This window comes from Streptomyces sp. AK02-01A (assembly GCF_033795305.1).
Lineage (GTDB): Bacteria > Actinomycetota > Actinomycetes > Streptomycetales > Streptomycetaceae > Streptomyces.
Map to the genome: position 1 here is coordinate 183521 of NZ_JARBAE010000003.1, position 24606 is coordinate 208126.

17 protein-coding genes are annotated in these 24606 nt (G+C 70.3%); 14 read left to right on the top strand and 3 right to left on the bottom strand.

The features are described from left to right. Positions 1–660: 660 nt before the first annotated feature. The 6 genes from PV679_RS05720 to PV679_RS05745 all read left to right on the top strand — a co-directional run bounded on the left by PV679_RS05720 (position 661) and on the right by PV679_RS05745 (position 8864). Complete coding sequence (locus tag PV679_RS05720; protein WP_319678920.1) at positions 661–3507, top strand: carbohydrate-binding protein; 2847 nt, start codon at positions 661–663, stop codon at positions 3505–3507. Positions 3508–3527: 20 nt separating this feature from the next. Continuing rightward, positions 3528–5255, top strand: coding sequence for a ThuA domain-containing protein (locus PV679_RS05725; protein ID WP_319678921.1), 1728 nt, complete (start codon positions 3528–3530; stop codon positions 5253–5255). Positions 5256–5423: 168 nt separating this feature from the next. After that, positions 5424–5663, top strand: a complete 240-nt coding sequence (locus PV679_RS05730; protein WP_319678922.1) for a hypothetical protein — start codon at positions 5424–5426, stop codon at positions 5661–5663. After that, positions 5663–6040 carry a fic family toxin-antitoxin system, toxin component gene (locus PV679_RS05735; RefSeq protein ID WP_319678923.1) on the top strand — a complete coding sequence of 126 codons (378 nt, stop codon included), beginning with the start codon at positions 5663–5665 and terminating at the stop codon, positions 6038–6040. Before PV679_RS05730 ends, PV679_RS05735 begins: the two co-directional genes overlap by 1 nt. Before the next feature lie 131 nt (positions 6041–6171). Beyond that, positions 6172–7599: a polyprenol phosphomannose-dependent alpha 1,6 mannosyltransferase MptB gene (gene mptB, locus PV679_RS05740; protein ID WP_319678924.1), complete on the top strand. Its 1428-nt coding sequence runs from the start codon at positions 6172–6174 to the stop codon at positions 7597–7599. Further along, the gene (locus PV679_RS05745) at positions 7596–8864 is read left to right on the top strand and encodes a glycosyltransferase 87 family protein (RefSeq protein ID WP_319678925.1); all 1269 of its coding nucleotides are present in this window, start codon (positions 7596–7598) and stop codon (positions 8862–8864) included. The genes mptB and PV679_RS05745 overlap by 4 nt, the downstream gene beginning before the upstream one ends. A 9-nt stretch (positions 8865–8873) precedes the next feature. On the opposite strand, the gene PV679_RS05750 is transcribed toward PV679_RS05745, so the two are convergent. After that, positions 8874–10097, bottom strand: coding sequence for a PP2C family protein-serine/threonine phosphatase (locus PV679_RS05750; RefSeq protein ID WP_319678926.1), 1224 nt, complete (start codon positions 10095–10097; stop codon positions 8874–8876). A 162-nt stretch (positions 10098–10259) separates the two neighbouring features. On the opposite strand from PV679_RS05750, the gene PV679_RS05755 reads away from it, so the two are divergent. Further along, on the top strand, positions 10260–10967 hold the full coding sequence (locus PV679_RS05755) for a DUF4232 domain-containing protein (RefSeq protein WP_319678927.1): 708 nt from the start codon (positions 10260–10262) through the stop codon (positions 10965–10967). Between the two features lie 174 nt (positions 10968–11141). Here PV679_RS05755 and PV679_RS05760 read toward each other — a convergent pair whose 3' ends face one another. Next, the gene (locus PV679_RS05760; RefSeq protein ID WP_319678928.1) at positions 11142–13190 is read right to left on the bottom strand and encodes an ATP-binding protein; all 2049 of its coding nucleotides are present in this window, start codon (positions 13188–13190) and stop codon (positions 11142–11144) included. Between the two features lie 116 nt (positions 13191–13306). Here PV679_RS05760 and PV679_RS05765 point away from each other — a divergent pair, with 116 nt between their 5' ends. Continuing rightward, positions 13307–14656, top strand: a complete 1350-nt coding sequence (locus PV679_RS05765) for an FAD-dependent oxidoreductase (RefSeq protein WP_319678929.1) — start codon at positions 13307–13309, stop codon at positions 14654–14656. A gap of 310 nt (positions 14657–14966) precedes the next feature. Continuing rightward, entirely contained in the window at positions 14967–15836 is an 870-nt protein-coding gene (locus PV679_RS05770; protein ID WP_319678930.1) for an aldo/keto reductase, read from the top strand. 90 nt (positions 15837–15926) lie between these two features. Here PV679_RS05770 and PV679_RS05775 read toward each other — a convergent pair whose 3' ends face one another. Then, the gene (locus PV679_RS05775; RefSeq protein ID WP_319678931.1) at positions 15927–18068 is read right to left on the bottom strand and encodes an alpha-galactosidase; all 2142 of its coding nucleotides are present in this window, start codon (positions 18066–18068) and stop codon (positions 15927–15929) included. Positions 18069–18247: 179 nt separating this feature from the next. Between PV679_RS05775 and PV679_RS05780 the strand changes: the two genes are divergently transcribed. The 5 genes from PV679_RS05780 (at position 18248) to PV679_RS05800 (ending at position 24557) form a co-directional block, all read left to right on the top strand. After that, a complete protein-coding gene (locus PV679_RS05780) occupies positions 18248–19423 on the top strand; it encodes an ROK family transcriptional regulator (RefSeq protein WP_319678932.1) in 1176 nt (391 codons plus the stop codon). A gap of 8 nt (positions 19424–19431) precedes the next feature. Then, positions 19432–20745: an ABC transporter substrate-binding protein gene (locus PV679_RS05785; protein WP_319678933.1), complete on the top strand. Its 1314-nt coding sequence runs from the start codon at positions 19432–19434 to the stop codon at positions 20743–20745. Positions 20746–20766: 21 nt separating this feature from the next. Beyond that, a complete protein-coding gene (locus tag PV679_RS05790; protein WP_319678934.1) occupies positions 20767–21708 on the top strand; it encodes a sugar ABC transporter permease in 942 nt (313 codons plus the stop codon). Then, complete coding sequence (locus tag PV679_RS05795; protein WP_416069658.1) at positions 21705–22631, top strand: carbohydrate ABC transporter permease; 927 nt, start codon at positions 21705–21707, stop codon at positions 22629–22631. Before PV679_RS05790 ends, PV679_RS05795 begins: the two co-directional genes overlap by 4 nt. A 99-nt stretch (positions 22632–22730) precedes the next feature. After that, positions 22731–24557: a carbohydrate-binding protein gene (locus tag PV679_RS05800; protein WP_319678935.1), complete on the top strand. Its 1827-nt coding sequence runs from the start codon at positions 22731–22733 to the stop codon at positions 24555–24557. The last annotated feature ends 49 nt before the right edge of the window (positions 24558–24606 follow it).

A 24606-nucleotide genomic window follows, 5' to 3' on the forward strand; every position in this document is an offset into this window, starting at 1 on the left:
ATGATCGTCGAGGCCGCGTCTCCGGGCCCGGTGACCTCGGCCCGAGGCGGGCCGGAGAGCGCGGATCGAGCCGGCGGCGAGCGAGCGCGCACCGGCCTCCTGTGCGTCTGCAACCGGAAGAGAGCCGGGGGAGAAGGAGTGCCGGGCTCGGGGTGGTCGGTACCTCCGGCAGGTCCGCCGCGTCCCTCTCCCGGCTCCGGCCGGCCGGGACCATCGGCCCCGCGCGCCGCACGCGCGGGACGCTCACCGGGCCGTCGGCCGCGCGGTGCGAGAGCCGTCGCCGTAACGGGTGTTCCGGCGGCCGGACCGATGTGCTCCGTGTGCGGTCGCAATAACTTCCGAAGCCGTCATCGCCCGCTCTCGCGATGGCCGTCTCGTTGCCTCATGCACGAGTCCGGAGAGGGTTCCGGCAATTTTGACACGGCCTTGACAAATTAAGGCGCCGTTGCCAACATGCAAAACTCTCGCGAGTTTCTGCAAATACCTTGATGCCGCATCGGAACTTCTCCGCCAGAACGGTACGGCTGCTCCCCGGGTGACGGGACATCACCCGGGCGGCAGGCTCCTCCCCCGGCACTTCCAGCGACACCCCAGTGACACGGCAGCGCGGTTCCGCGTGCCCATGCCTGACTCACCCCCGCCCGCAAGGAAGGAAGCTCCATGTCAGGACTCTCAGTACTCCCAAGGCAGAGACAGACGTGGTTGAGATGGCTCACCGCGCTGGCGCTGGTACTGGCCGGCGGCGTCGTCGTCGGACCGGCGGCCAGTGCCGCCCCGGCCGCGATTCCGGCGAGTGATTACCAGCAGGTACAACTCGCTCTCGGCGGCGCCGAGTTGGGCGAGGCGATGTCTCTCGCGGTCCTCCCGGACCGCGCGGTCGTCCACACGGCTCGTGACGGCACGCTCCGCTACACGGACGCCGCCGGCAACACCAAGACGGCCGGCAAGCTGGACGTCTACACGCATGACGAGGAGGGCCTTCAGGGCGTGGCCGCCGACCCGGCCTTCGCCACGAACCGCTACCTCTACCTGTACTACTCGCCCAAGCTGAACACCCCGGGCGGAGACGCGCCCGTGACCGGAAACGCCGCCGCCTTCGAGCCGTGGAAGGGCCACCTCAACCTTTCCCGCTTCACGCTGAAGACCGACGGCACGCTCGACATGGCCAGCGAGAAGGTCGTCCTCGAAGTGGCGAACGACCGCGGCCAGTGCTGCCACGTCGGTGGTGACATCGACTTCGACGCCGCCGGGAACCTCTACCTGACCACCGGCGACGACACCAACCCCTTCGAGTCGAGCGGTTACTCGCCGATCGACGAACGGACCGACCGCAACCCGCAGTTCGACGCCCAGCGGTCCTCCGGCAACACCAACGACCTGCGCGGCAAGGTCCTGCGGATCAAGCCGACGGCGGCCGGCGGTTACACCGTCCCGGCCGGCAACCTCTTCGCTCCCGGCACGGCCAACACCCGTCCCGAGATCTACGCGATGGGCTTCCGCAACCCCTTCCGCATGTCCGTGGACAAGCCCACCGGCATCGTCTACCTCGGCGACTACGGCCCGGACGCCGGAGTCACCGACGGCAGCCGCGGCCCCAGCGGCCAGGTCGAGTTCAACCGCATCACCGGGCCCGGCAACTACGGCTGGCCGTACTGCACCGGCACCAACACGGCCACGGAGACATACGGCGAGTACGCCTTCCCGAACGGCCCCTCCGCGGGCAAGTACAACTGCGCCGGCGGCCCGGCCAACAACTCGTTCCGCAACACCGGGCAGACCACCCTGCCTCCGGTCAAGGCCAGTTGGATCAAGTACGGCGGTGACGCCGGCTCCCCGCCCGAGTTCGGCGGCGGCTCCGAGTCGCCCATGGGCGGCCCGGTCTACCGCTACGACGCCGGGCTGAACTCGAACGTGAAGTTCCCGCAGTCCCTCGACGGCCGTTTCTTCGCCGCCGAGTACGGCCGCAAGTGGATCAAGCCGATCGAGGTCAAGGCCGACGGCAGCCCCGGCGTCATCGAGACCTTCCCGTGGACCGGTACGCAGGTCATGGACCAGGCGTTCGGCCCCGACGGCGCGCTGTACGTCCTCGACTACGGCACCGGCGCCAACAACCAGGCGCTCTACCGCATCGAGTACATCGGCGGCAGCAACCGCAACCCGGTCGCCAAGGCCGCCGCCGACAAGGTGTCGGGTCCGACGCCGCTGACGGTCGCGTTCTCCTCGGCGGGCAGCTCCGACCCCGAGGGCAAGGCCCTCACCTATGCCTGGGACTTCGGTGACGGCACCAGCTCCACCGCCGCCAACCCGAGCCACACCTACACCGCCCAGGGCACGTTCCGGCCCACCCTGACGGTCAGGGACCCGGAGGGCCTGACCGGCAGCGCGAGTCTCGTCGTGACGGCGGGCAACACCGCCCCGACGGTCAACCTCCAGAGCCCCGGTGACGGCCAGCTCTTCTCCTTCGGTGACACCGTGCCCTTCCAGGTGTCCGTCAGCGACCCCGAGGACGGTGCCATCGACTGCTCGAAGGTCAAGGTCACCTACCTCCTCGGCCATGACGAACACCGCCACCAGATCACCCAGGCCACCGGCTGCTCGGGCAATCTCTCCGTGCCGGCCGACGGTGAGCACGACAGCGCGGCCAACATCTACGGGGTCTTCGACGCCGAGTACACCGACGCCGCCGGCCTGACCACGCACAGCGCGCGCATCCTCCAGCCCCGCCACCGGCAGGGCGAGCACTTCGCGGCCCAGTCCGGCATCCAGGTCGCCGCGCACGGCACCGCGGAGGGCGGCAACACCGTCGGGTTCACCGACAACGGCGACTGGATCTCCTTCAAGCCGTACGTCCTCGGCAACGCCAACAGGATCACCGCCCGGGTCTCCTCCGGAGGCGTCGGCGGCACGATCGAGGTACGGGCCGGCTCGGCCACCGGCACCCTGCTCGGTACCGCGACCGTGGCACCGACCGGCGGCTGGGAGAACTTCGTCGATGTGTCCGCCAACCTGACCAACGCGCCTTCGGGGTCCACGGAGCTGTTCCTCGTCTTCAAGGGACCGACGGGCCAGGGCAACCTCTTCGACCTCGACGCCTTCACCTTCACCACCGGCAACGGAGCCTCCAGCCAGACGGTGGAAGGTGAGTCGTTCACCTCGTCCCAGGGTGTCCAGGCCGCCGACCACGCACCGGCCAGTGGAGGCAAGACACTCGGCTACATCGAGAACGGCGACTGGGCGGGCTACGCCTCCGTCCCGACGGCCGGGACCAAGACCTTCAGCGCGAAGGTCTCCTCCGCCGGGGCCGGCGGCACCATCCAGATCCGCTCGGGCTCGGCGACCGGCGCCGTGCTCGGATCCGTCGCCGTCCAGTCCACCGGCGGCTGGGAGACCTTCGCCAATGTCTCCACCGCTCTCACCGGTACGGCCTCGTCCGGAGCGCTGTTCCTCACCTTCACCGGTGGCGCCGGATCCCTGTTCGACATCGACACCCTCACCCTCACCAAGTGAAGCGCGGGAAAGGGACAGTGATGCTTCATCAGCTACGGCGGATCCCGAAGGCCGCGGCCTCGGCCGTGGTCGTCACGCTCGCCCTCGCCGGCGCGTTCCTGGCGCCGGCCGAGAGCGCGCGGGCGGCGGATCCCGCCTACAAGGTGCTCGTCTTCTCCAAGACGGCGGGCTTCCGGCACGACTCCATCCCGGTCGGCACTCAGACCATCCGTGACCTGGGCGCGGCCAACAACTTCACGGTCACGGCCACCGAGGACAGCACCGCCTTCACCACAGCCAATCTGGCGCAGTTCAAGGCGGTGGTGTTCCTGAGCACCACCGGCGACGTCCTCAACGCCACCCAGCAGTCGGCCCTCCAGTCGTACCTCGACGGCGGCGGCGGCTACTTCGGCGTACACGCGGCGGCCGACACCGAGTACGACTGGCCGCAGTACGAACAGATCGCGGGTGCCTGGTTCAAGAGCCACCCGGCGATCCAGCAGGCCACGGTGCGGACCGAGGACCGGGCCAACGCGGCCACCTCGCATCTCGGCCAGACCTGGTCCCGTACCGACGAGTGGTACAACTACCGCACCAACCCCCGGGCCAACGTTCGAGTGCTGCAGAGCCTCGACGAAGGCAGCTACAGCGGCGGGGAGATGAGCGGCGACCACCCGATCACCTGGTGCCACCCGCAGGGCAACGGCCGCGCGTTCTACACCGGACTCGGCCACACTCAGGAGTCCTACGCCGACCCCGCGTTCCGTACGCTGCTGCTCGGCGGCATCCGGTACGCGGCGGGCTTCGCCAAGGCCGACTGCCGCGCGGAGACCGGCTACACCAGTCTCTACAACGGCTCGACCACCGGCTGGTCGCAGGCGGGCCCCGGCAGCTTCACCAACACCGACGCCACCCTGACCTCGCAGGGCGGTATGGGCCTCTACTGGTACCGGACGAAGGAGTACGCCTCGTACTCGCTGAAGCTGGACTGGCGGATGCCGGGAGACGACAACTCCGGTGTCTTCGTGGGCTTCCCGTCCTCCGACGATCCCAACTCCGCGGTCAACCAGGGCTATGAGATCCAGATCGACGCCACGGACACGGCGGACAAGACCACGGGCTCCGTCTACGGCTTCAAGTCGGCCGACATCGCCGCGCGGGACGGCGCGCTCAATCCGCCGGGGCAGTGGAACGGCTACGAGATCCGGGTGGAGGGGGAGCGGCTCCAGGTCTTCCTCAACGGTGTGAAGATCAACGACTTCACGAACACCGACCCGGTCCGGTCGCTCGCGCAGGGATACATCGGCATCCAGAACCACGGCACCGGTGACGACGTGTCCTTCCGCAACATCCGGATCAAGGAACTGGGCGGCACCACCCCACCGCAGTCGTCGACCTACGAGGGCGAGTCCTACACCTCGTCCCAGGGTGTCCAGCCCGCCGACCACGGACCGGCCAGCGGCGGCAGGACCCTCGGCTACATCGAGAACGGCGACTGGGCCGGATACTCCCAGGCGCAGCTCGCGGGAGCCAGGACCTTCAGCGCCAAGGTCTCGTCGGCCGGGGCCGGCGGCACCATCCAGGTGCGCTCCGGCTCGGCCACCGGACCGGTGATCGGCTCGGTCGGCGTCAGCAACACGGGAGGCTGGGAAACCTTCCAGACCGTCTCCACGCCCTTGACGGGCACACCGACCGGACCGGTGTTCCTCACCTTCACCGGCGGTGCGGGCTCGCTGTTCGACATCGACACCTTCACGCTGGGGAGGTAGCCGGTCCCAGACGCCGGCGCGCGAACCGCGCGCCGGCGCCTCGGACATCGGATCGGCCGCTCGTGAAAGGGGCGGGTCCCGGGAAGCGCCGGGGCCCGCCTCCGCCGTGTCGTCCGGCGACGGAGCTCCCGGTCCGGCCGACTGGTAACACGTGTTACCCTCTCGGTCATGGCCAAAGAACAGCTCGGTGCCCGAGTGGACGAAGACGTGGCGAAACTCGCCCGGAGCAGAGCGGCGGACCGCGGGATGTCGCTCGGTGACTATCTGGCGCAGCTCGTACGTGAGGACGCCGACGGCATCCGCCGGCGCTCACTCGCCGCCGCCGCCCGGTTCCTGGAGGAGCACGGGTCGGTCTTCGACGAGGCGGAGGACGCGCAGCGGTCCGCTCCGGGAGTGCGCGCCGCGTAATGGAGACGCATATCGATGTCGCGTGGATCCTTGAGGTGGCCCAGCTCGCCGGCGCCCAGGATCCCGCGCCCGACGACTACGGGGTTCCCGTCGCGGCCTGTGCCCGGCACCAGGCCGAGATTCTCGGTGAACCCGTCTACCGGGGCCCGTACGCCCGCGCCGCGGCGCTCGTGCACACTCTCGGACGCTGCCGGTGGCTGGAGCGGTCCAATCTCTCCGTCGCCGCCGCCACCGGCGTGATGTATCTGGAAGCGTCCGGCGTCTCGGTCAAGCCCGGCAGGGACGAGGCCGTCGCGCTCCGCGATCTGCTGCTGGACCCGGCCTGCACGGCCGCCGCGGTCGCCGCGCTGCTGCGCACCTGGCCCACCGTCACCTGACCTGCCCCGCGCGGAAAGAGGCCGCGCGAGGCTGCCGGAACCGCTCTCCGTAAGACGGTGGCTACGCTCATGCCACCGGACCGTGGGCCGGTGGTCGCCTCCCGGCCACCACCTCCTGCGAACCTCCACAGATGCTCGCCCTGAACGCTGATGTGAACCCGGACCGGTGCCGAGTACTGGGGCTCGTGGGATCCGTCGCTCTCATGGGCGGCGGGCTGACCGCGGGCGCACTGCCGGTGCGGGAGGCACTCCTGCCCTCGTCGGGGCGGGCCGCACTGGGCGTGGTCTGCGCGTACTTCGGCCTCGTCCTGCTCGTCGCGGCCTGGTGGTGGCTGGGCCGCGCGGTGCGCGGCCCGCGCCCGCCGGCTCCGCGGGAACTCCTGCTGACCCTCGGGACATGGGCGGCGCCGCTGCTGCTCGGACCGCCGCTGTTCAGCCGGGACGTGTACAGCTATCTGGCGCAGGGAGCCATGGTCGACGCGCGGATCGACGTGTACGCGTACGGTCCCTCGCACCTCGGCGGCCCTCTCGCGACCGAGGTGGCGCCCGTCTGGCGGCACACTCCGGCGCCGTACGGCCCGGTCTTCCTCGCGCTCGCCTCGAAGGCCGCCTATCTGGCCCGTATCGACACGCCCACCGGAATTCTCGGCATGCGGCTCGTCGCCCTGCTCGGTGTCGGACTGATGATCGCCTTTCTGCCCAGGCTCGCCCGCCGCTGCGGTGTCGAACCGTCCGCCGCTCTCTGGCTCGGCGCGCTCAACCCGCTGGTGCTGCTCCATCTCGTCGCGGGAGCCCACAACGACGCACTGATGCTCGGGCTGCTCGGGGCCGGGCTCGTGGCGGCCCTCGGCGGCTGGCCGGCCAGGGCCGCGGTCCTCGTGGCGCTGGCCGCGCTGGTGAAGGCGCCCGCCGCGCTGGGCCTGCTGGCGGTGGCCGGACTCTGGTCGGCCCGCTTCACCGGCCGGGCCCGTACGGTCAGAGCCGCCGCGCTGACCTGGGCCGTCGCTCTGGCCACCACGGCACTGGTGACGGCCGCCACCGGCACGGGCTACGGCTGGCTCGGTACGCTCTCCACCCCCGTCTCGCCCGACAACTGGTCGCTGACCAGCGGTCTCGGCCGGCTCAGCGGAGCGCTGCTGGAGAGCGTGGGCAGCGGCCTGGCCGACCTGGCCGTACCGGTGTGGCGGTGGTTCGGCCTCGCGGCCACCGCCGTGGCCGTGGCGGTGCTCTGGCTGAGACGGGTGCGCCTGGGACCCGTCTACGCGCTGGCGCTGAGTCTGCTGGCGGTCTTCGCGCTCGGCCCGGCGTTCCGGCCGTGGTACGCGCTGTGGGGACTGTTCCTGATCGCCGCCGCCGCGCCAGACGGTCGCGTACGGCGCTGGGCGGCGGCCGGCAGCGGGATACTCGCGCTGGGCCTGCTGCCCAGCGGATCGCCGCCGGACGGCATGCAGCTCACGCTGGCGGTGGGCGGCGGCGCGCTCGCGCTGCTCGCGCTGTGGTGGATGTTCGAGATGTCGGATCCGAGCGCCGTCGCCGCCCGGCCGCGGACCGCGTCATGAGGTGGCCGCGACGCGCCGTCGCCACGCCCGCGCGCCGGACGACCGCGGCCGTGTGCCTGGTCGTGGCCACCGCGGTGTTCCTCGCGACCGTCCCGCTGCACCGGGACTTCTTCGACGTCGGCGTCTACTACGGCACGGTCAACGACTGGGTCCACCACGACGGGCGGATCTACGACTACCTCAGCCCCGGCACCCAGTACGGCTTCACCTATCCGCCCTTCGCCGCGGTGTCCATGCTGCCGATGGCGCTCGTCTCCTGGCCCGTGGCCGTCGGGATCAGCGTCGGACTGGGCGTTGTGGCGTCGGCGCTGCTGCTGCGCTGGCTGGCGAGTCCGGTCATCGAACGCGAGGCCCGGCACCGGTGGTTCGCCTTCGTCGTGGCCGGCTGTCTGTTCGCGCTGTTCGAACCGGTCCGTGACACCTTCAGCTTCGGACAGGTCAACCTGCTGCTCGTCGCGCTGGTCTTCGCCGACGCGCGGCTGCTGGCGACCGGCCGCGGCCGGTACGCGGGCATCGGCATCGGCCTGGCGACCGCGATCAAGCTCACGCCCGCGCTCTTCATCGGCTATCTGCTGATCACCGGCCGCCGCCGGCAGGCCGGTCTCGCGGCCGGCACGGCCGGCGCCGCCACACTGCTCGCCGCACTGGTCGACCCCGGAGCCTCCCGGGCCTTCTGGACCGAGGCGCTGTGGAACACCGACCGGGTCGGATCGCTCAGCTATGTCTCCAACCAGTCACTGCAAGGAGTCCTGGCCCGGCTGCGGCCGGACCATCCGGGCGGCGCGGTATGGCTGGTGTGTGTTCTCGCCGTCCTCGCGGTCTGGGCGTACCGGACCCGCGCGGCCGTCCGCGACGGCGACGACCGGGCCGGGTTCGCGCTCACCGGCCTCGCCGCCTGCCTGGTCAGCCCCGTGACCTGGGTTCACCATCTGGTCTGGGTGATCCCGGCTCTCGTCGTACTGACGGACACCTCTCTGAGCCGTCGACATGGTGACCGGGACCGCCGGGTGCTGCTGGCGGTCTGCGCCGCGCTGTATGTCGTCCTGTGCAGCAGTGTCGTCTGGCTGTGGCGCTGGGACTCGACCGGTCCGGACGCCTTCCTCGGCGCGAACACCTATGTCTGGATCACTCTCGGGCTGCTGGTCGTCCGACCGGGACCGCGCTCCCGGCGACTGTCCGAGGACACCGCCCCGGTCCGTACCACCCGCGCGGCCCGTGTCGTCGGCGGCGGCCGTGAACAGGTGGCCGCCGACGCCGAGCCGTGACCGCTCGCGTCATTCCGTACAGGGCGGCCGCCACTCGACGAGCAGCATCGTGGCGTCGTCGCGCAGCCGGTCGCTCTGGCGGTCGAGAAGCGAGTGGATCAGCAGGCGCAGTGCCTCGGGAGCCGGTTCACCGGCCGCGGTCGCCCGGATGATGGTGTCGGTGAAACGTCCGAGCCCGAACTCCGCGCCGCCCTCCATACGCGCCTCGGTCACGCCGTCCGTGTAGAGCAGCACCCGGTCACCGGGGCGCAGCTCGGCCTCGTACGCCTCGCGAGGCGTGTCGGAGAGCAGTGCCGGCAGACCCATCGGCGGCTGTGCCGGACGCTCCAGCGCCTTGTCGAGCACGCGCTGGTCACGGATGAGCAGCGGTGGCGGATGTCCGCAATTGCACCAACGGAAGGTGCCGTCGGCCACGTCGAGCTGAGTGACGACACCGGTGCAGTACTTGTCGGGCAGCCACTGCGCGAGCGCACGGTCGATCGTGCCGACGAGCTCGGGCAGGTCGGCGCCGGAGCGGCGGGCGTTACGGCATCCCGCCGTGACGACCGCGATGGTCAGCCCCGAGGCCAGGTCGTGGCCCATGGCGTCGAAGATCTCGGCATGCAGCGTCGACTGGGTCAGCGAGTGGTCGAAGGCGTCGCCGCCGATCTTGTACGCCGGTTCCAGCACCGCGGTCGAGAGGGCCCGGGCGTTGCCGACGGTCCGCGGCGGCAGAAAGGCCCGGAGCATCTCCGCGGGCAGCTCCATCAGTTCGGTGCGGGTGAGCCGCGCGAAGCTGTCGCTGTACGAGCGTTTGGACGTGATCGCCATGGCGAGGACGGAGGCGAGCATGCGGCAGCGCCGCAGCCGGGTGGCGTCGAGTGATGTCGTCCGCACGCCGATGACGCCGAGCCGCTCGGCTCCGTCGACCATGGGCAGCCAGGCGATGAGCCGTCCGTCCCCGGACTCCTCGATACGCAGCGCGAGGGCACGGTAGGCCAGACCCGCGGTGGAGGAGTCCACGCCGAGGATGGGCTGCCCGTCGGTGAGCGGGACCAGATGGCGCTGCTGGAGGTCGACGAGACAGACCACGACGTGCTCGGTGCCGATCGCGGTGGCGCACCGGTTCACCAGCGCCGGAAGGTCCATCGGCGCCGCCGCGTGTGCCTCGGCGAGGAATCCTTCGAGGAGGCATTCGCCGGGCCCGGGGCCGGGGCCGGATCCGAGGTGGGCTTCAGGTGACTCTTTCCCCATGGTGGTCACCTCCTCAACGGCAGTCTCACACCGCCCGTCGCGTTCCGCCCGGCCGGACCGGAGACCGGGCCCGGCTCCTTCTGCGGAGCCAGGAGGGATCAATGCCCTTCCGGGTATACGTACGACGGGCATACGACCAATGCGGATGGGTGGGTGGAACACATGTCCGATATCTGCCGGACCTCCAGGATGTCGGCCCGCGGCGCGGACGGGACACGGTCCTTGAAGGCGCGCAGGACACGGCGCGCGGCCACCATGGCCGCCGCGGTGGCCCTGCTCGCCGCCACCGCCGCGTGCGGAAGCGGCGGCTCCGCCGTGCCCGGTCCCGGGAGTTCCTCTCTCGCCGGCTCCTCCTCCGCGACCGGCGGTGACGGGAATAGCGGTACGCCCGGCGCGCCGTCCTCGGCGGCCCCGGTGAAGTCGGATCCCTCGTCCGGGTCCGACGGCGGACGGCCGGTGTCCTCCGCGTCACCTCGGTGTACGGCGGACCGGCTGGGCCTGAGCCTCGGCGCTCCGGACGCGGGCGCCGGAAATATCCGCTACGACCTGCGGCTCACCAACAAGGGGCCGGGCACCTGCACACTGCTGGGCTTCCCCGGTGTCTCGCTGCTCGCGGGCGACGGCGCCACGATCGGCGAGCCGGCCACCCGCGAGGGCCGGCAGCTCAAGGCGGTGAAGCTGGCCCCGGGCGCCGGCGCGCACGCCACGCTGCACACCCTGAACAAAGGCATCAAGGGCTCGGCCTGCCGGCCCGCGCCCAGCCTGCTCAAGATCTATCCGCCCGGCTCCAAGGACGCACTGACCCTGCGTGCCTCCGCACCCGTCGTCTGCGGTGACACCTTCACCGTGACGGCGATGCGGCCGGGCTGAGGAGAACACACCACGGCGGAGGCGCCGCTTCCGGTGGCGCCGCCCGGAGAACGTCAAGAACGTCACGGGAACGTCAAGAACGTCACGGGCCCGCGCGACGGTTCCGCCCTCCTGGTGCGGGCGAGTGCGGCGGCTCTTCCGCGCCACGGGACGCCTTCGGTTCGGCCGTCCGCGTCAGCCCGTCTCCAAGACCCACAGCCGGTCACTGATGTGCTCCAGAGCCCGGCCGAGGCGCCGGCGGTAGGTGCTGAAGGCCATACCGAGCTGCGCGGCGGCCGCCTCCTGGGTCGGCGTGCCGTGGAAATAGGTGACCGCCACGACCCGGTGGAGGACGGCCCGGTGAGGATCGTCACGCAGGGCGTCCACGGCGTCCGTCAGCACCTCTCGCAGCGTCTCGGCCGGGCCGGCCGGGTCGGTGGGATCACTGTGCGCGATCAGCCTGCCGCGGATCAGCGGGTTCGCCGCCAGAGCGTCGGGTCGCCGCCACATACGCAGCGCGTCGCGCACCGCCGCGTCGAAGCCGGGCCGGGAGAGCACCTCGAACGGAGCCGGGCGCTCCTCGGCGCCGGATCCGGCGGGCGGGCCGAAGAGTTCCTCGGCGCCGGTGAAGTCCAGCCAGTCGGCCAGCGGCATGACCCGCCAGTCGTGGGCGTAGAGGGCTCGCGGAGAGCCGCCGGCGACGGGCGGATCCGCTACCGGATGGTGGTCCGAGTACGTCATGAGCGGCTCCCAGAACGTCGCCCGGGTCCAGGTGACATAGGTCCAGGCGAGCCGTTCCTGGTGCAGGAACTCGGCGACGATCCGGTGGAGCATCAGATCCATGACGGCCGACGGCCGCTGGTAGGCGGCCGGATCCACCATGAAGCGGGCGACAGCGAGGTGCTCACCGCCGCGCAGTGGACCCGCGCCGCGGCAGTGCTTCCACACGGCCGCCACCACCGGGTCGGCCGCGAGCTCCGCCTCGTCCGGCGCGGTGAGCCGCAGCCAGGCCATGAAGGCGGCCGGCCGGCCGGAGTCGGATCGGCGGTGGACCCGGAAGTCCTGGGGCCGGCGGTCGAGCCAGAAGTCCACGAGGGCCGCCGACTCCTCGCCCTCGGCCCGCGCCGCCAGCGCCAGAAGATCCGGACGGTCCTCCGGCCGGAAGATGTCCTCGGACACCTCGCCGTCGCCGCTGAAGGTGAAGAAGGCAGGCGTGACATTGCCGCTGCGGTGCAGGTATTTGACGGCTTCGACGGCCGGCAGCAGTGCGCGCCCGGACGCGGCCCGGGCCCGCTCCAGCAGATGGACCCGCATGCGCCGGTGCATGGATTCGTAGCCACGTGGATCCCGCCAGCGCAGATCGGCGTCGAGCGCGTCCCGTACGACCTCGTGCGGGAACACGCCATGGCGCCCGGTCCCGACATACGGCTGGGCGCGCAGCCACGCGAACAGGCTTCCCGTGTCTTCGCCGGGCAGAGCGGCCCTCAGCAGGTCCTCGGTGGTGGTGCGGGCGTGCGCGCACACCTCCAGGGCGTGCCGGTGAACGGCCGAGGGCAGCTCGCCGACCAGCCGGCTGAGCAGGGCCGCGATCAGATCGTGCGAGGGCGCCGCCCAGGCCCGGTCCCGCAGCGCGACCTCGGCGGCCAGGCACAGCGCCAGCGGGTGCCCGTCCGCGTATCCGAGTACGGATTCGTGCAGGGCCGGGCCCACTCCGAGGACGCATAGCAGAGCGGTCGCGTCGCGCGGCTCCAGGCGGCCCAGCGCGGTGACCCGCAGCACGCCCGCCCAGCCGGGGTCCGAGGTCCATTCCGGATCCGGCGGCCGGCGGCTCGCGACGACGACCAGCGCGTCTCCGGGCAGACGAGGGAGAAATCGTTCCCGCAGCCATGCTTCGAGTCCCTGGCACCGGTCGAAACCGTCGACCAGGAGCACCGGACGCTCATCGGTGAGCGCGCCGGCCGCCTCGGATTCGAACGCCGCCGGGTCCGGATCCACGGTGTGCCCGTCGATCTCGTACACCGGGCGTCCGGCGGCCCGCGCCTGGTCGGCGAAACGTCGCAGCAGCGCCGACTTGCCGATCCCGCCGGCACCGTGCGCGTACAGCACGGCCCAGCTTCCCGCGCTCGCGGCCAGTGCCTCGCGGAACGATTCCAGCTCCGCGCGGCGGCCGACGAACGTCTCCTCCCGGGCCGATCGCAGCCGTTCGGCGAGCCGGGGAGCGGGCAACTGGTCGTCGTGGCGCATGCGGCGACTTTACCCAGGTGAGCAGCCGTGGACAGCGAGTGGTCTGGGAAGTGAGCAGTCGCCGGCCGCAGGATCTGCGGCAGCACTTTCGCTTCCGGAACATCAGGAGAAACACCATGCAGTCACAGTCCGGGCAGCAGCACGCCGTCGTCCTCGGGGCCGGTATGGCCGGTCTGCTCGCGGCCCGTGTCCTGGCCGACCGGTACGGCCTGGTCACGGTGATCGAACGGGACATCCTCCCGCCGTCCGCCGGGCACCGGCGCGGTGTGTCGCAGGGCCGGCACGGACACTCGCTGCTGGCGCGTGGCATCGAGGTCCTGGAGGAGCTGTTTCCCGGCTTCTCGGACGAGATGACCGCTCGCGGCGGACTGCGTGCCGATCTGCAGGGCCAGACCCGCTGGTACAACGAGGGGCTGCTGCTGCGGCAGGCGCCGATCGGTCTGGACGCCCTGCTCGGCAGCCGCCCGCTGCTGGAGAGCCTGGTCCGGGACCGGCTGCGTGCCATGGACAACATCCGGTTCACCGACGGCTGCGAGGCGGTCGGTCTGATCGCCGGCCAGGACGGCGAGCGGGTGACCGGGCTGCGTGTCGTGTCCGGAGAGCCCGGAAGCGAGGAGCGGTCCGTCTCCGCCGATCTGGTCGTGGACGCCACCGGCCGTGGCGCCCGGGGACCGGTCTGGCTCGCGGAGCTCGGCTACCCGGTACCGGAGCGGGACAGCGTACGGATCGGACTGCGCTACGCCACGCGTCACTTCCGCCGCCGGCCGGAAGACGTCGACGGCGACCTGGGTGTCATCGTCGCGGTCACCGACGACATCCGGCGCGGCGGCGTCATGCTCGCGCAGGAGAACGACCGCTGGCTGGTCACCGTGCACGGCTATCTGGACGAGGAGCCGCCTCTCGACCTCGAAGGCTTCAGGGACTTCGCCGCACGCCTGGCGGTACCCGACATCCACGAGGTGATCCGCGACGCCGAGCCGATCGGTGAGGCCGTCGCCTTCAGGTTTCCCGCCGGCACGCGCCATCACTACGAGCGGCTGGAGCGGTTTCCCGAGGGCTACCTCGTCGTCGGTGACGCGATGTGCAGCTTCAACCCCGTCTACGCCCAGGGCATGACGGTCGCGGCGCTGGAAGCGGTCCTGTTGCGCGACTGCCTGCGCGACGGGACCGCGAAGCTGGCGCCCCGGTTCTTCGAGCAGGCCGCCCGCATCAGCGACGCCCTGTGGGACGTGGTGGTCGGCGGCGACCTGCGCTATCCCGAGGTCGAGGGCCCCCGTACCGAACAGCTTGAACAGGTCCATGCCTTCATGGCCCAGGTGCACGCCGCCGCGTCCCGGGACCCTGAGGTCGGACGGGTCGTCGTACGACTGATCAGTCTTCTGGAAGGTCCTGAGGCCCTGATGGATCCGGCCTTCGTCCAGCGGGTCATGGCGGCGGCGCCGACGGACTCGCCCGCCGGACGGTAGGAAGGCCGTCGCGGCGAAAGGCGGCGGGATCGCTTCACGTGGAGTACGTCACACCGAGCCGATACACTCGAACGGGCATGAAGCCATGGCCGCCGACGGTGAGCGGCCATGAGGACGCGCGAGGCCGGACACGAGGCCGTACGCGCCCGCCGTCGGCCGCGCGGTTCGGTTCCTCGACGGCGGCGCTCGGCCGGTCCCGAGCCTCCCGGTGCGCCCGGGAAAGCCGTCACCAGGCGCGGGGAACATCCAGCCGCGGCCTCGTGTTCTCCACTCCGTAAACTGAACGTGCAGTTCACTTAGGAGCCCGATCATGACCGTTACCCAGCAGCCCGCCCGCGCGGCAGGCACCTTCCTCCTCGGCGGCGACCTGCCCGTCACCCGGCTCGGCTACGGAACCATGCAGCTCACCGGTCCCGGCGTCTGGGGAGACCCGAAGGATCCGGAGGAAGCCGTACGGGTCCTGCGCCGAGCCATCGAGCTGGGGATCAACTTCATCGACACCGCCGACTCGTACGGCCCCTTCGTCGCCGAACTCCTGGTGAAGAAGGCGCTCCACCCGTACCCGGACGACCTGGTGATCGCCACCAAGGCCGGCTTCGCGCGTACCGGGCCCGACGCCTGGGTGCCGGTCGGGCGCCCCGAGTATCTGCGTCAGCAGGTCGAGCTGAGCCTGCGCCATCTCGGCCTGGAACGGATCGACCTGCTCCAGCTCCACCGCATCGACCCGAAGGTGCCGCTCGCGGAGCAGCTCGGCGAGCTGGCGGCGCTGCGGAGCGAAGGCAAGATCCGGCACATCGGACTGAGCGAGGTCTCCGTCGCCGAGATGGCGGAGGCCGAGAAGACCGCCCATATCGTGTCGGTGCAGAACCGCTTCAACCTCGCCGACCGTGCCTCCGAGGACGTACTGGATTACGCGGAGGCCAACGACAAGGCGTTCATTCCGTGGTTCCCGCTGGCGACCGGAGCGCTCGTCGCCGAGGGAAGCGTGCTGTCGAAGATCGCCGCCGACCGGGGCGTGGCACCGTCGCAGCTCGCGCTGGCCTGGCTGCTGCGGCGGTCGCCGGTGATGATCCCGATCCCCGGCACCTCCTCGGTGGCCCATCTGGAGGAGAACGTGGAGGGCGCGACCATCGAACTGACCGACGAGGAGTTCGAGACGCTCTCCCACGCGGCCGGCTGACGGACGCCGGAGCGGTGTCGCCTCTTCCCGCGCCGATAAGGCCCGGAAGAGGCACACCGCGCCTTCTTGTATGTGCCTCCGTACCGGCGCCTACGGTGCTGTTCTCCTCTCCGGCTCCCGGACCAGGTGCACCGCCGCGCTCGACCAGTCGCCGGGCGGCAGCTCGGGCAGCAGCCCGTACCCGGTCAGCACCTTCGCGTGATGGACCTTCCCGGTCCTGGCGTCGCGGTAGCGGGCGGCGGGGTCGAGGCCGGCCAGTCTGACCGGGAGCCGCGGGCGTCCGCGATGGGGCGCGCGTCGCCAGACCAGCAGCAGGGCCTCGCTCCGGTCCGGCGCGGTGTACTGCACCGCGGTCGGACCGTCGTCGACCGGACCGCGCGGCCGGTGCAGGACACCGTGCTGTACGAGATGGCGCACCCGCTTGTACTCGGCCACCAGGGCCGCGCCCTCCGCGAGTTCGCCGTCCGACCAGCGGCCGAGGTCGCCGCCGATGCCCAGCACCCCGGCCATCGCGACATGGAACCGGAAGCGCAGCGGCACCGACCGGGCGGTGAACTGGTTGGGGACGTCGGTCACCCAGGCCGCCATGGTCCGCGCCGGATAGATCTGGCCGTAGCCGTGCTGGATGGAGATACGGTCCGCCGCGTCGGTGTTGTCCGAGGCCCACGCCTGGTCGGTGCGGGACAGGATGCCCAGATCCACCCGGCCGCCACCGCCGCTGCATGTCTCGATCCGCAGCCCGGGATGGTCGGCGCGCAGCCGGTCGATGACCGCGTAGAGATTGCGCGTGTACTCCGTCCACAGCCGGTCCGAGCCGTCCGTCCGGTCCGGCCAGCCGGCTTCGCTGAACGCGCGGTTCATGTCCCACTTCAGGAAATCGATGCCGTGGTCGGCCACCAGCGCGGTCAGCCAGTCGTACGCCCAGTCCGCGACCTCACGCCGGGCGAAGTTGAGGACGAGCTGATGGCGCAGCTCGGTGCGGGCACGGTGCGGGAAATGCAGCACCCAGTCCGGATGCAGCCGGTACAGATCGCTGTCCGGATTGACCATCTCCGGCTCCACCCACAGACCGAAGCGCATGCCGAGCCGGTGCACCTCGCGCACGAGCGGGGTGAGGCCGTCGGGAAAGCGGTCCGGGGACGGCGTCCAGTCGCCGAGGCCGGCCCGGTCGCTGCGGCGCGCGCCGAACCAGCCGTCGTCCATGACGTACAGCTCCACGCCGAGCGCCGCCGCTCGTCCCGCGAGAGCCCTCTGGCCCGGCTCGTCGACATCGAAGCCGGTCGCCTCCCACGAGTTGTAGAGCACCGGCCGCAGCTCGTCCGGGTGCGGCAGCACATGGGCCAGCACATGGGCGTGCCAGGCACGGCTCGCGGCTCCGAAGCCGCCGTCGGTGTGAAGACCGGCGAAGCGCGGGGCGGTGAACTCCTCGCCCGGCGCGAGTGGCAGGGCCGTTCCCTCGTGTCCGGCTCCGCCGGTCAGGCCCGCGCGGCCGTCGGGGGTGCGCTGCACCGTGACGCGCCAGCTCCCGCTCCAGGCCAGGGCCGCACTCCACACCTGGCCGTGGTCCTCGGTCGCGTCGCCCGCGTCCAGCATCACCCATGGATTCGTGTGATGGCTGGTGACGCCCCGCCGGCTGGTGAGGACCGTCTCGCCGAACGCCAGCCGCTCCCGGTGCAGTTGGGACTCCGCGGCCCACTGACCCGTCACATGGCTGAGCCGGTAGTCGTCCCTCGGCGGAAGCGTCCAGGCCGCGGAGTCGGCGCGCTGGAGGACCACGGTCTCGGCACCGGTGTTGCGCAGGACGGTCCAGCGTTCGATGACATCGCAGTGGTCATGGACGCGGTAGTGGAGTGAGACGGCCAGAGGGTAGTGGCGGTCACGGAATTCCAGGACCAGCTCGCTCTCTCCCGGCGCCGGTTCCAGCACGCGATGACCGGTGGTCTCCCACTCGAAGGCCCGGGTGCCGTCGGCGAACCGCACCTGGAGCGAGGGAGGTCCGTAGCGGGTTCCGCCGTCGACGGGCAGCTCCTCCCCGCTCGGAGGTCTTCCTTCGAAACTGCTGTCCGCCGGGACCGGCGGAGTGGCGAACTCCTCGGCCTCCGCGAGCGTCAGCCGAGGACCCCAGGCGAGATGGCAGGGCGCTCCCGTCTCGTCGATCCGTAGCGCGTACGACGTGCGTGGAGTGGAGAGCAGCCAGACCCCGGAGTCCGGAGCGAAGGAGATCACAGGCATTGATCCTCACGTTCGGGTAGCGCCACGGGAGCAGTCGGCAGCCAACCCTTCCTTCGATCACCTGTCAATACCCGTGCGGTATCGCTTATTTGCAAGCTTTGGCTCCATCGAGTTGGCACTTCGAAAGGACTCTGCTTCTTTCATTGACAGCGGAAAAGAACACCCCCTACGTTTCGGCCATGCGCTCGACCCCTCGTGCCGAAGCTGTCCCGGCTCCCACACCGGCCGCTTCCCTGGTCTTCACCACCGTGCTGTCCCACGGCCCGCTCACCCGGCTGGAGATAGCCCGGCGGACCGTGCTCTCCTCGGCCGCGGTCACCAAGGCCGTACGCCCACTGATGGAGGCCGGATACCTGATCGAAGGCGTGGCCGAGGACGCGCGTCCGGCCCTCGGCCGTCCCGCCAATCTCGTACGGGTCGACGGCGGCCGGGCCCTGTTCATCGGGGTCAAGGTGACCGGCGACGAGATCATCGCCGTCCTGACCGATCTCTGCTGCCGCGTCCGGGTGGCACGCCATCTGCCGCTGAAGGACCGCCGTCCCGGGCCCGTACTCGCCTCGATCACCGGCCTGGTGCAGGAGCTGCTCACGGAGGCGGACGGCTTCGGCGTCCAGGTCCGCGGACTCGGCCTCGCCGTCTCCGGTGATGTGGACCGCGCGGCCGGAGTGGTGCGTTACTCGCCGTTCCTGGACTGGCGCGATGTCCCGCTCGCCGAACTGGCCGCGACGGTCACCGGGTTGCCGGTCACGGTCGACAACGACGTACGCGCGCTGACCGTCGCCGAGCAGTGGTTCGGGGCCGGGGTGGGCCTGTCCGACTTCGCCCTGGTGACCGTGGGCGCCGGCATCGGCTGCGGTCTGGTGGTCCACGGCCGGGTGGTCTCCGGCGCGCACGGTGTGGCCGGTGAGATCGGGCATCTGCCCATCGATCCGCTGGGGCCGCCGTGCCACTGCGGCAACACCGGCTGTGTGGAGGCGATCGCCGGCGACTCGGCGATCGTCCGCCGGGTCCGGGAGGTGACCGGCCTGCCGGTCACCGACTCCGCGGGTGCTCTGGAGCTCGCGCACCGGGGCGATCCCGGCGCCAAGGAGGCGTACGCGCGGGCCGGGGAGGCGATCGGCCGTGCCATCGGTGCGGTGGTCAATGTCCTGGGACCGCAGCGGGTGATCATCTCCGGCGAGGGCCTGGCGGCGTACGACCTGTTCGCCGAGCAGATCCGCGACGCGTTCGCCGCCTCCGCCTTCGGTACCGCCGCGCAGTGCGACGTGATGACACGTCCGCTGCCCTTCGAGGAATGGGCGCGCGGGGCCGCGGCCACCTCGATCCAGTCGTTCATCGGAACCGACACGTATTAGGAGTAGCGATGACGCCGCAGAGCCGCACCTTCCCGCCCGCGGGCGGACCCAGCCGCAGAAAGGTCGTCAACGGACTGTTCGGATTCGGCGCCGCCGCGCTGGCCGCACCCGCACTCTCCGCGTGCGGCGGAGGACCGTCCGGCGATCCGAAGACGGTGACCTTCGGGTCGAACGGCGCCGACGCCACACCCAAGGCCGCCTACGCCGCGGTGACCAAGGGCTTCACCGCGGACACCGGTCTCAAGGTGAAGACCAACACCGTGGACCACGACACCTTCCAGAAGAGCATCTCCAACTACCTCCAGGGCACGCCGGACGACGTCTTCACCTGGTTCGCCGGCTACCGCATGCAGTACTTCGCCAAGAAGGGCCTGGCCCACCCCGTCGACGACGTGTGGGAGAAAATAGGCTCCGGCTTCAGCGAGGCGGCCAAGCAGCTCTCCCGCGGCGAGGACGGGAAGTACTACTTCGTCCCGCTGTACAACTATCCGTGGGCGGTCTTCTACCGCAAGAGCCTGTTCAAGGAGCGCGGCTACCAGACGCCGCGTACCTGGAGCGAGTTCACCGCGCTGGCCAAGCGGATGAAGAAGGACGGCCTGTCACCGATCGCCTCCGGGTACGGCGGCGGCGACAGTTGGTCCATCCTCGGCGCCTTCGACTATCTGAACCTCCGCGCCAACGGCTACGACTTCCACATGTCGCTGATGCGCGGCGAGGTCTCCTGGACCGACCGGCGTACCACCGCGACACTCGACCTCTGGCGCGAGCTGAGCCCGTACTACCAGCAGGGCGCGGGCGGCCGCTCCTGGCAGGACGCGGCGCAGTCACTGCTCGACAAGAAGTCCGGGATGGCGGTCATCGGCCTCTTTCTCGGCCAGCAGATCACCGACGACGCGCTCCGTGACGACATCGACTTCTTCCCGTTCCCGGAGATCGACCCGGCCCAGGGCCAGGACACCGTCGAGGCGCCCACCGACGGCTTCATGCTCAGCCGCCGGCCGAAGAACCCGGACGGCGCCAACCGGCTGCTGGAGTTCCTCGCCGGCGCGAAGGCCGAGAACCTGTACATGGGTGTCGACCCGAGCAATGTGGCGGTCAACGCGCAGGCGGACACCAGCTCCTACAACGCCCTGCAGAAGAAGTCCGCCGAACTCATCGCGTCGGCCAAGCACATCACCCAGTTCGGCGACCGCGACAGCGACCCGGGCTTCATCTCCACGGTCGTGCTGCCGGGACTGACCCAGTGGCTGGGCCATCCCGACGACGGCTCGGCCCTGCTGAAGAAGATCGAGTCCCAGCGCTCACGCTTCTTCACGGCCTGATCAGGACCGGGAAGGTTCACCATGTCCTCCGTGCGCTCCGCAGCGCCCTCCACGTCGCGCGTCCCGCGCCCCCGGCGGCTCGGCCGTGGTGACCGCCTCTTCCTCACGGTCATCGTCGGGATTCCGCTCCTCGCCCTGCTGGTCTTCGTCTGGCTGCCGGCGCTGGCCTCCGTCGGGCTGTCCTTCACGAGCTGGGACGGCATCTATCTGTCCGACATCCACTGGACCGGACTGGACAACTACCACGAGATCCTCACCAACTACCCGCCGTTCTGGCCGGCCGTGCGGCACAACGTGGTGTGGCTGCTCTTCACGGCGCTGCTGCCGACACCGTTCGGTATCTTCCTCGCCTACCAGCTCGACCGGAAGATCCGCTTCACCAGGATCTACCAGACCGCGATCTTCCTGCCCATGGTGCTCTCGCTCGCGGTCGTCGGCTTCATCTGGGAGATCATCTACAACCCCGACAACGGGCTTCTCAACGGAGCCCTGAACGCGATGGCGCCCGGTCACCACATCGACTGGCTGGGCGATCCGGACCTCAACCTCTGGGCCGTGCTGGTCGCTTCGGCCTGGCGGCACACCGGCTACATCATGATCCTCTACCTGGCCGGCCTGAAGGGCTTCGACCCCGCGCTCAAGGAGGCGGCGGCACTCGACGGCGCCAACGGACGCCAGACCTTCCTGCGCGTGGTCTTCCCCGCGCTCAAGCCGGTCAACATCATCATCCTCGTCGTGACCGTCATGGAGTCGCTGCGGGCGTTCGACATCGTCTATGTGCTCGGCGGCGGCGTCGGCAGCAAACCCGGCATGGAACTCCTCTCGCTCCTGATCACCGACAACATCATCGGCGAGACCAGCCACATCGGTTACGGCTCCGCCCTCGCGGTCGTCCTCCTCGTCGTCTCGCTGGCCGCCATCGGGACCTTCCTCGTCCAGACCTTCCGCAAGGAGGACCAGTGACCGCGACCGTCACACCGCCGGCCGCCGGCTCACGCATCCGTCGCGTACCGCCCGCCGGCGGCGGCCCCTCACGCCCGAAGAGCCAGGCCGGCCGGCACATACTCCTCGGCGGTATCGCCCTGCTCTGGCTCGTCCCGCTGCTCTGGGCGGTCTACACCTCGCTGCGGCCGTACTCGGACACCAGCAGAAACGGCTATCTCTCGTGGCCGCGCGGCCTCAGCCTGGAGAACTTCTCGGACGCCTGGACCGGATCCGGGATGCCGCACTTCTTCTGGAACTCCGTCCTCATCACGATTCCGGCCGTCCTCGGCACCCTGCTCTTCTCCGCCGCCGTCGCCTTCTTCGTATCGCGCTTCGACTTCCGCTGGAACGTCGTGCTGCTGATGCTGTTCACCGCGGGCAATCTGCTGCCGGCCCAGGTGCTCATCACGCCGCTGTACCGGCTCTACCTGCTGATTCCGCTGCCGGGCTGGATGAGCGACTCGTTTCTGCTCTACAACTCGATGTGGGGCATCATCGCCATCCACATCGCCTACCAGTGCGGTTTCTGCACCTTCGTACTCAGCAACTACATGAGGACGATCCCGAAGGAGATCTCCGAGGCGGCGCTGGTCGACGGCGCTCCCGTGTGGCGGCAGTTCTTCCAGATCGTGCTCCCGCTGTGCCGGCCCGCCTTCGCGGCGCTCGCGACCCTCGAATCGATCTGGATCTACAACGACTTCTTCTGGTCGCTCGCGCTGATCGAGACCGGTGACAAACGCCCGATCACCTCGGCGCTGGCCAACCTCCAGGGCCAGTACTTCACCAACCCCAATCTCATCGCGGCCGGCGCGCTCATGACCGCGATCCCGACGCTGCTGGTGTACTTCGCGCTCCAGCGCCAGTTCATCAGCGGCTTGACCATCGGTTCCGGCAAGGGCTGAACCGGCGGCCGTACGGCTGTCAGGTCCGTACCGCCGTCCCCTCGCACCACCGCAACACCCCGTGCACGTCCATGCTCCGACAACAGGAGGTCCCGACCCATGCGGTCACCCTCGCACCCCCTCAGAGCCGTTCTTGTCCTCGCCCTCGCCGCCGGTCTCACCACGGCCGTGCCCACCGCGATGGCGGCCGCTCCCACGGCCGCCGCCGCGCCCGCCGCCGCGCCCACTGTCACCGAGGCGCCGGCCCCGGCCGGTCCCGCCTCGAAGCCGTACATGGGCTGGACGAGCTGGAGCATGCAGTCCTCGAAGTATCCGGGCCTCAACCCGGACGGCGACTACAGCTATCTGACCGAGAAGAACGTGCTCAAGCAGACCGCCGCGCTGGCGTCCAGACTCAAGAAGTACGGCTACGAATACGTCAACATAGACGCCGGCTGGTGGCGTGACCTGGCGTGGAAGCCGGAGTTCGACGCGTACGCCCGGCAGGCACCCGACCCCGGCCGGTTTCCGCGCGGGATGAAGCCGGTCGCGGACGACATCCATGCCAAGGGTCTCAAGGCCGGTATCTATCTGCCGGTCGGTCTGGAGAAGGAGGCGTACGGCGAGGGCAAGGTCCCGGTCTTCGACGCGCCGGAGTGCACCACCGCCGACATCGTCCATCCCGACCTGCGCACCACCAACGGCTGGGACAGCGCCTACAAGCTCGACTTCTCCCGTCCCTGCGCGCAGAAGTACGTCGACTCGCAGGCGCGGATGTTCGCCGACTGGGGCTACGACTTCCTCAAGCTGGACGGCGTCGGGCCGGGCTCGGGCAAGGGCGGTGATAATTACGACAATGTCGCCGACGTCGCCGCCTGGCAGCAGGCCATCGCCACCGCGGGCCGCCCGATCCACCTCGAAATCTCCTGGTCGCTCGACATCGGCCACGCCGAGGACTGGAAGAAGTACTCCAACGGCTGGCGGATCGACACCGACGTCGAGTGCTACTGCAACACACTCGTGTCGTGGGAGAACTCGGTCGACGACCGGTGGGACGACACGCCCAAGTGGACCCGGCACGCCGGCCCCGGCGGCTGGAACGACCTCGACTCCATCGATGTCGGCAACGGCGAGATGGACGGCCTCACCAAGGCCGAGCGGCAGAGCTATATGACGCTGTGGGCCATCGCCAAGTCGCCTCTCTACACCGGTGACGACCTCACCCGCCTCGACGACTACGGCGTCTCGCTGCTGACCAACCGCGATGTCCTCGCGATCAACCAGGGCAGCGCGCCGCCGGCCCGTCCGGTGACCGCCGCCGGCGACCAGCAGGTCTGGACGACGAAGAACACCGACGGCACCTACACCGTGGCCCTGTTCAACCTGGCCGACGGGCCCGCCGCCGTGACCGCCGACTGGCAGTCCCTCGGCTTCACCGGCCAGGCCACGGTCCGCGACCTCTGGAACAAGGAAGACCTCGGCACCTACAAGGACAAGGTGACGCAGGCCCTGCCGGCCCACGGCTCGCGCCTGTTCACCGTCACCCCGCGCGGCACCGCCTTCCAGCGGACGGCGTACGAGGCGGAGTCCCCGGCCAACACGCTCAGCGGCAACGCCTCGGTGAGCGACTGCGGCGCGTGCTCGGGCGGCAAGAAGGCCGGCAACCTCTACCAGGGCGGCAAGGTCCAGTTCAACGACATCGTGGTGAAGAAGGCCGGCCGGTATGTGATCGACGTGTCGTACATCAGCGGTGACGCGCGCCCGGCGAAGCTCTCCGCCAACGGCGGTGGGCCCACCGCGCTCAGGTTCCCGGCCACCGCCGACTGGGGGACCGTCGAGACCGTCGGTGTGCCCGTGACGCTCAAGGCGGGTGCCAACACCATCACCGTCGACAGCGGTGACGACTACGCACCGGACATCGACCGGATCGCCGTGCCGAAGCTCTGATCCGTTCTCAGAATCTCTTCCGAACCCTCCTGAACACCGGTGCGGGGCC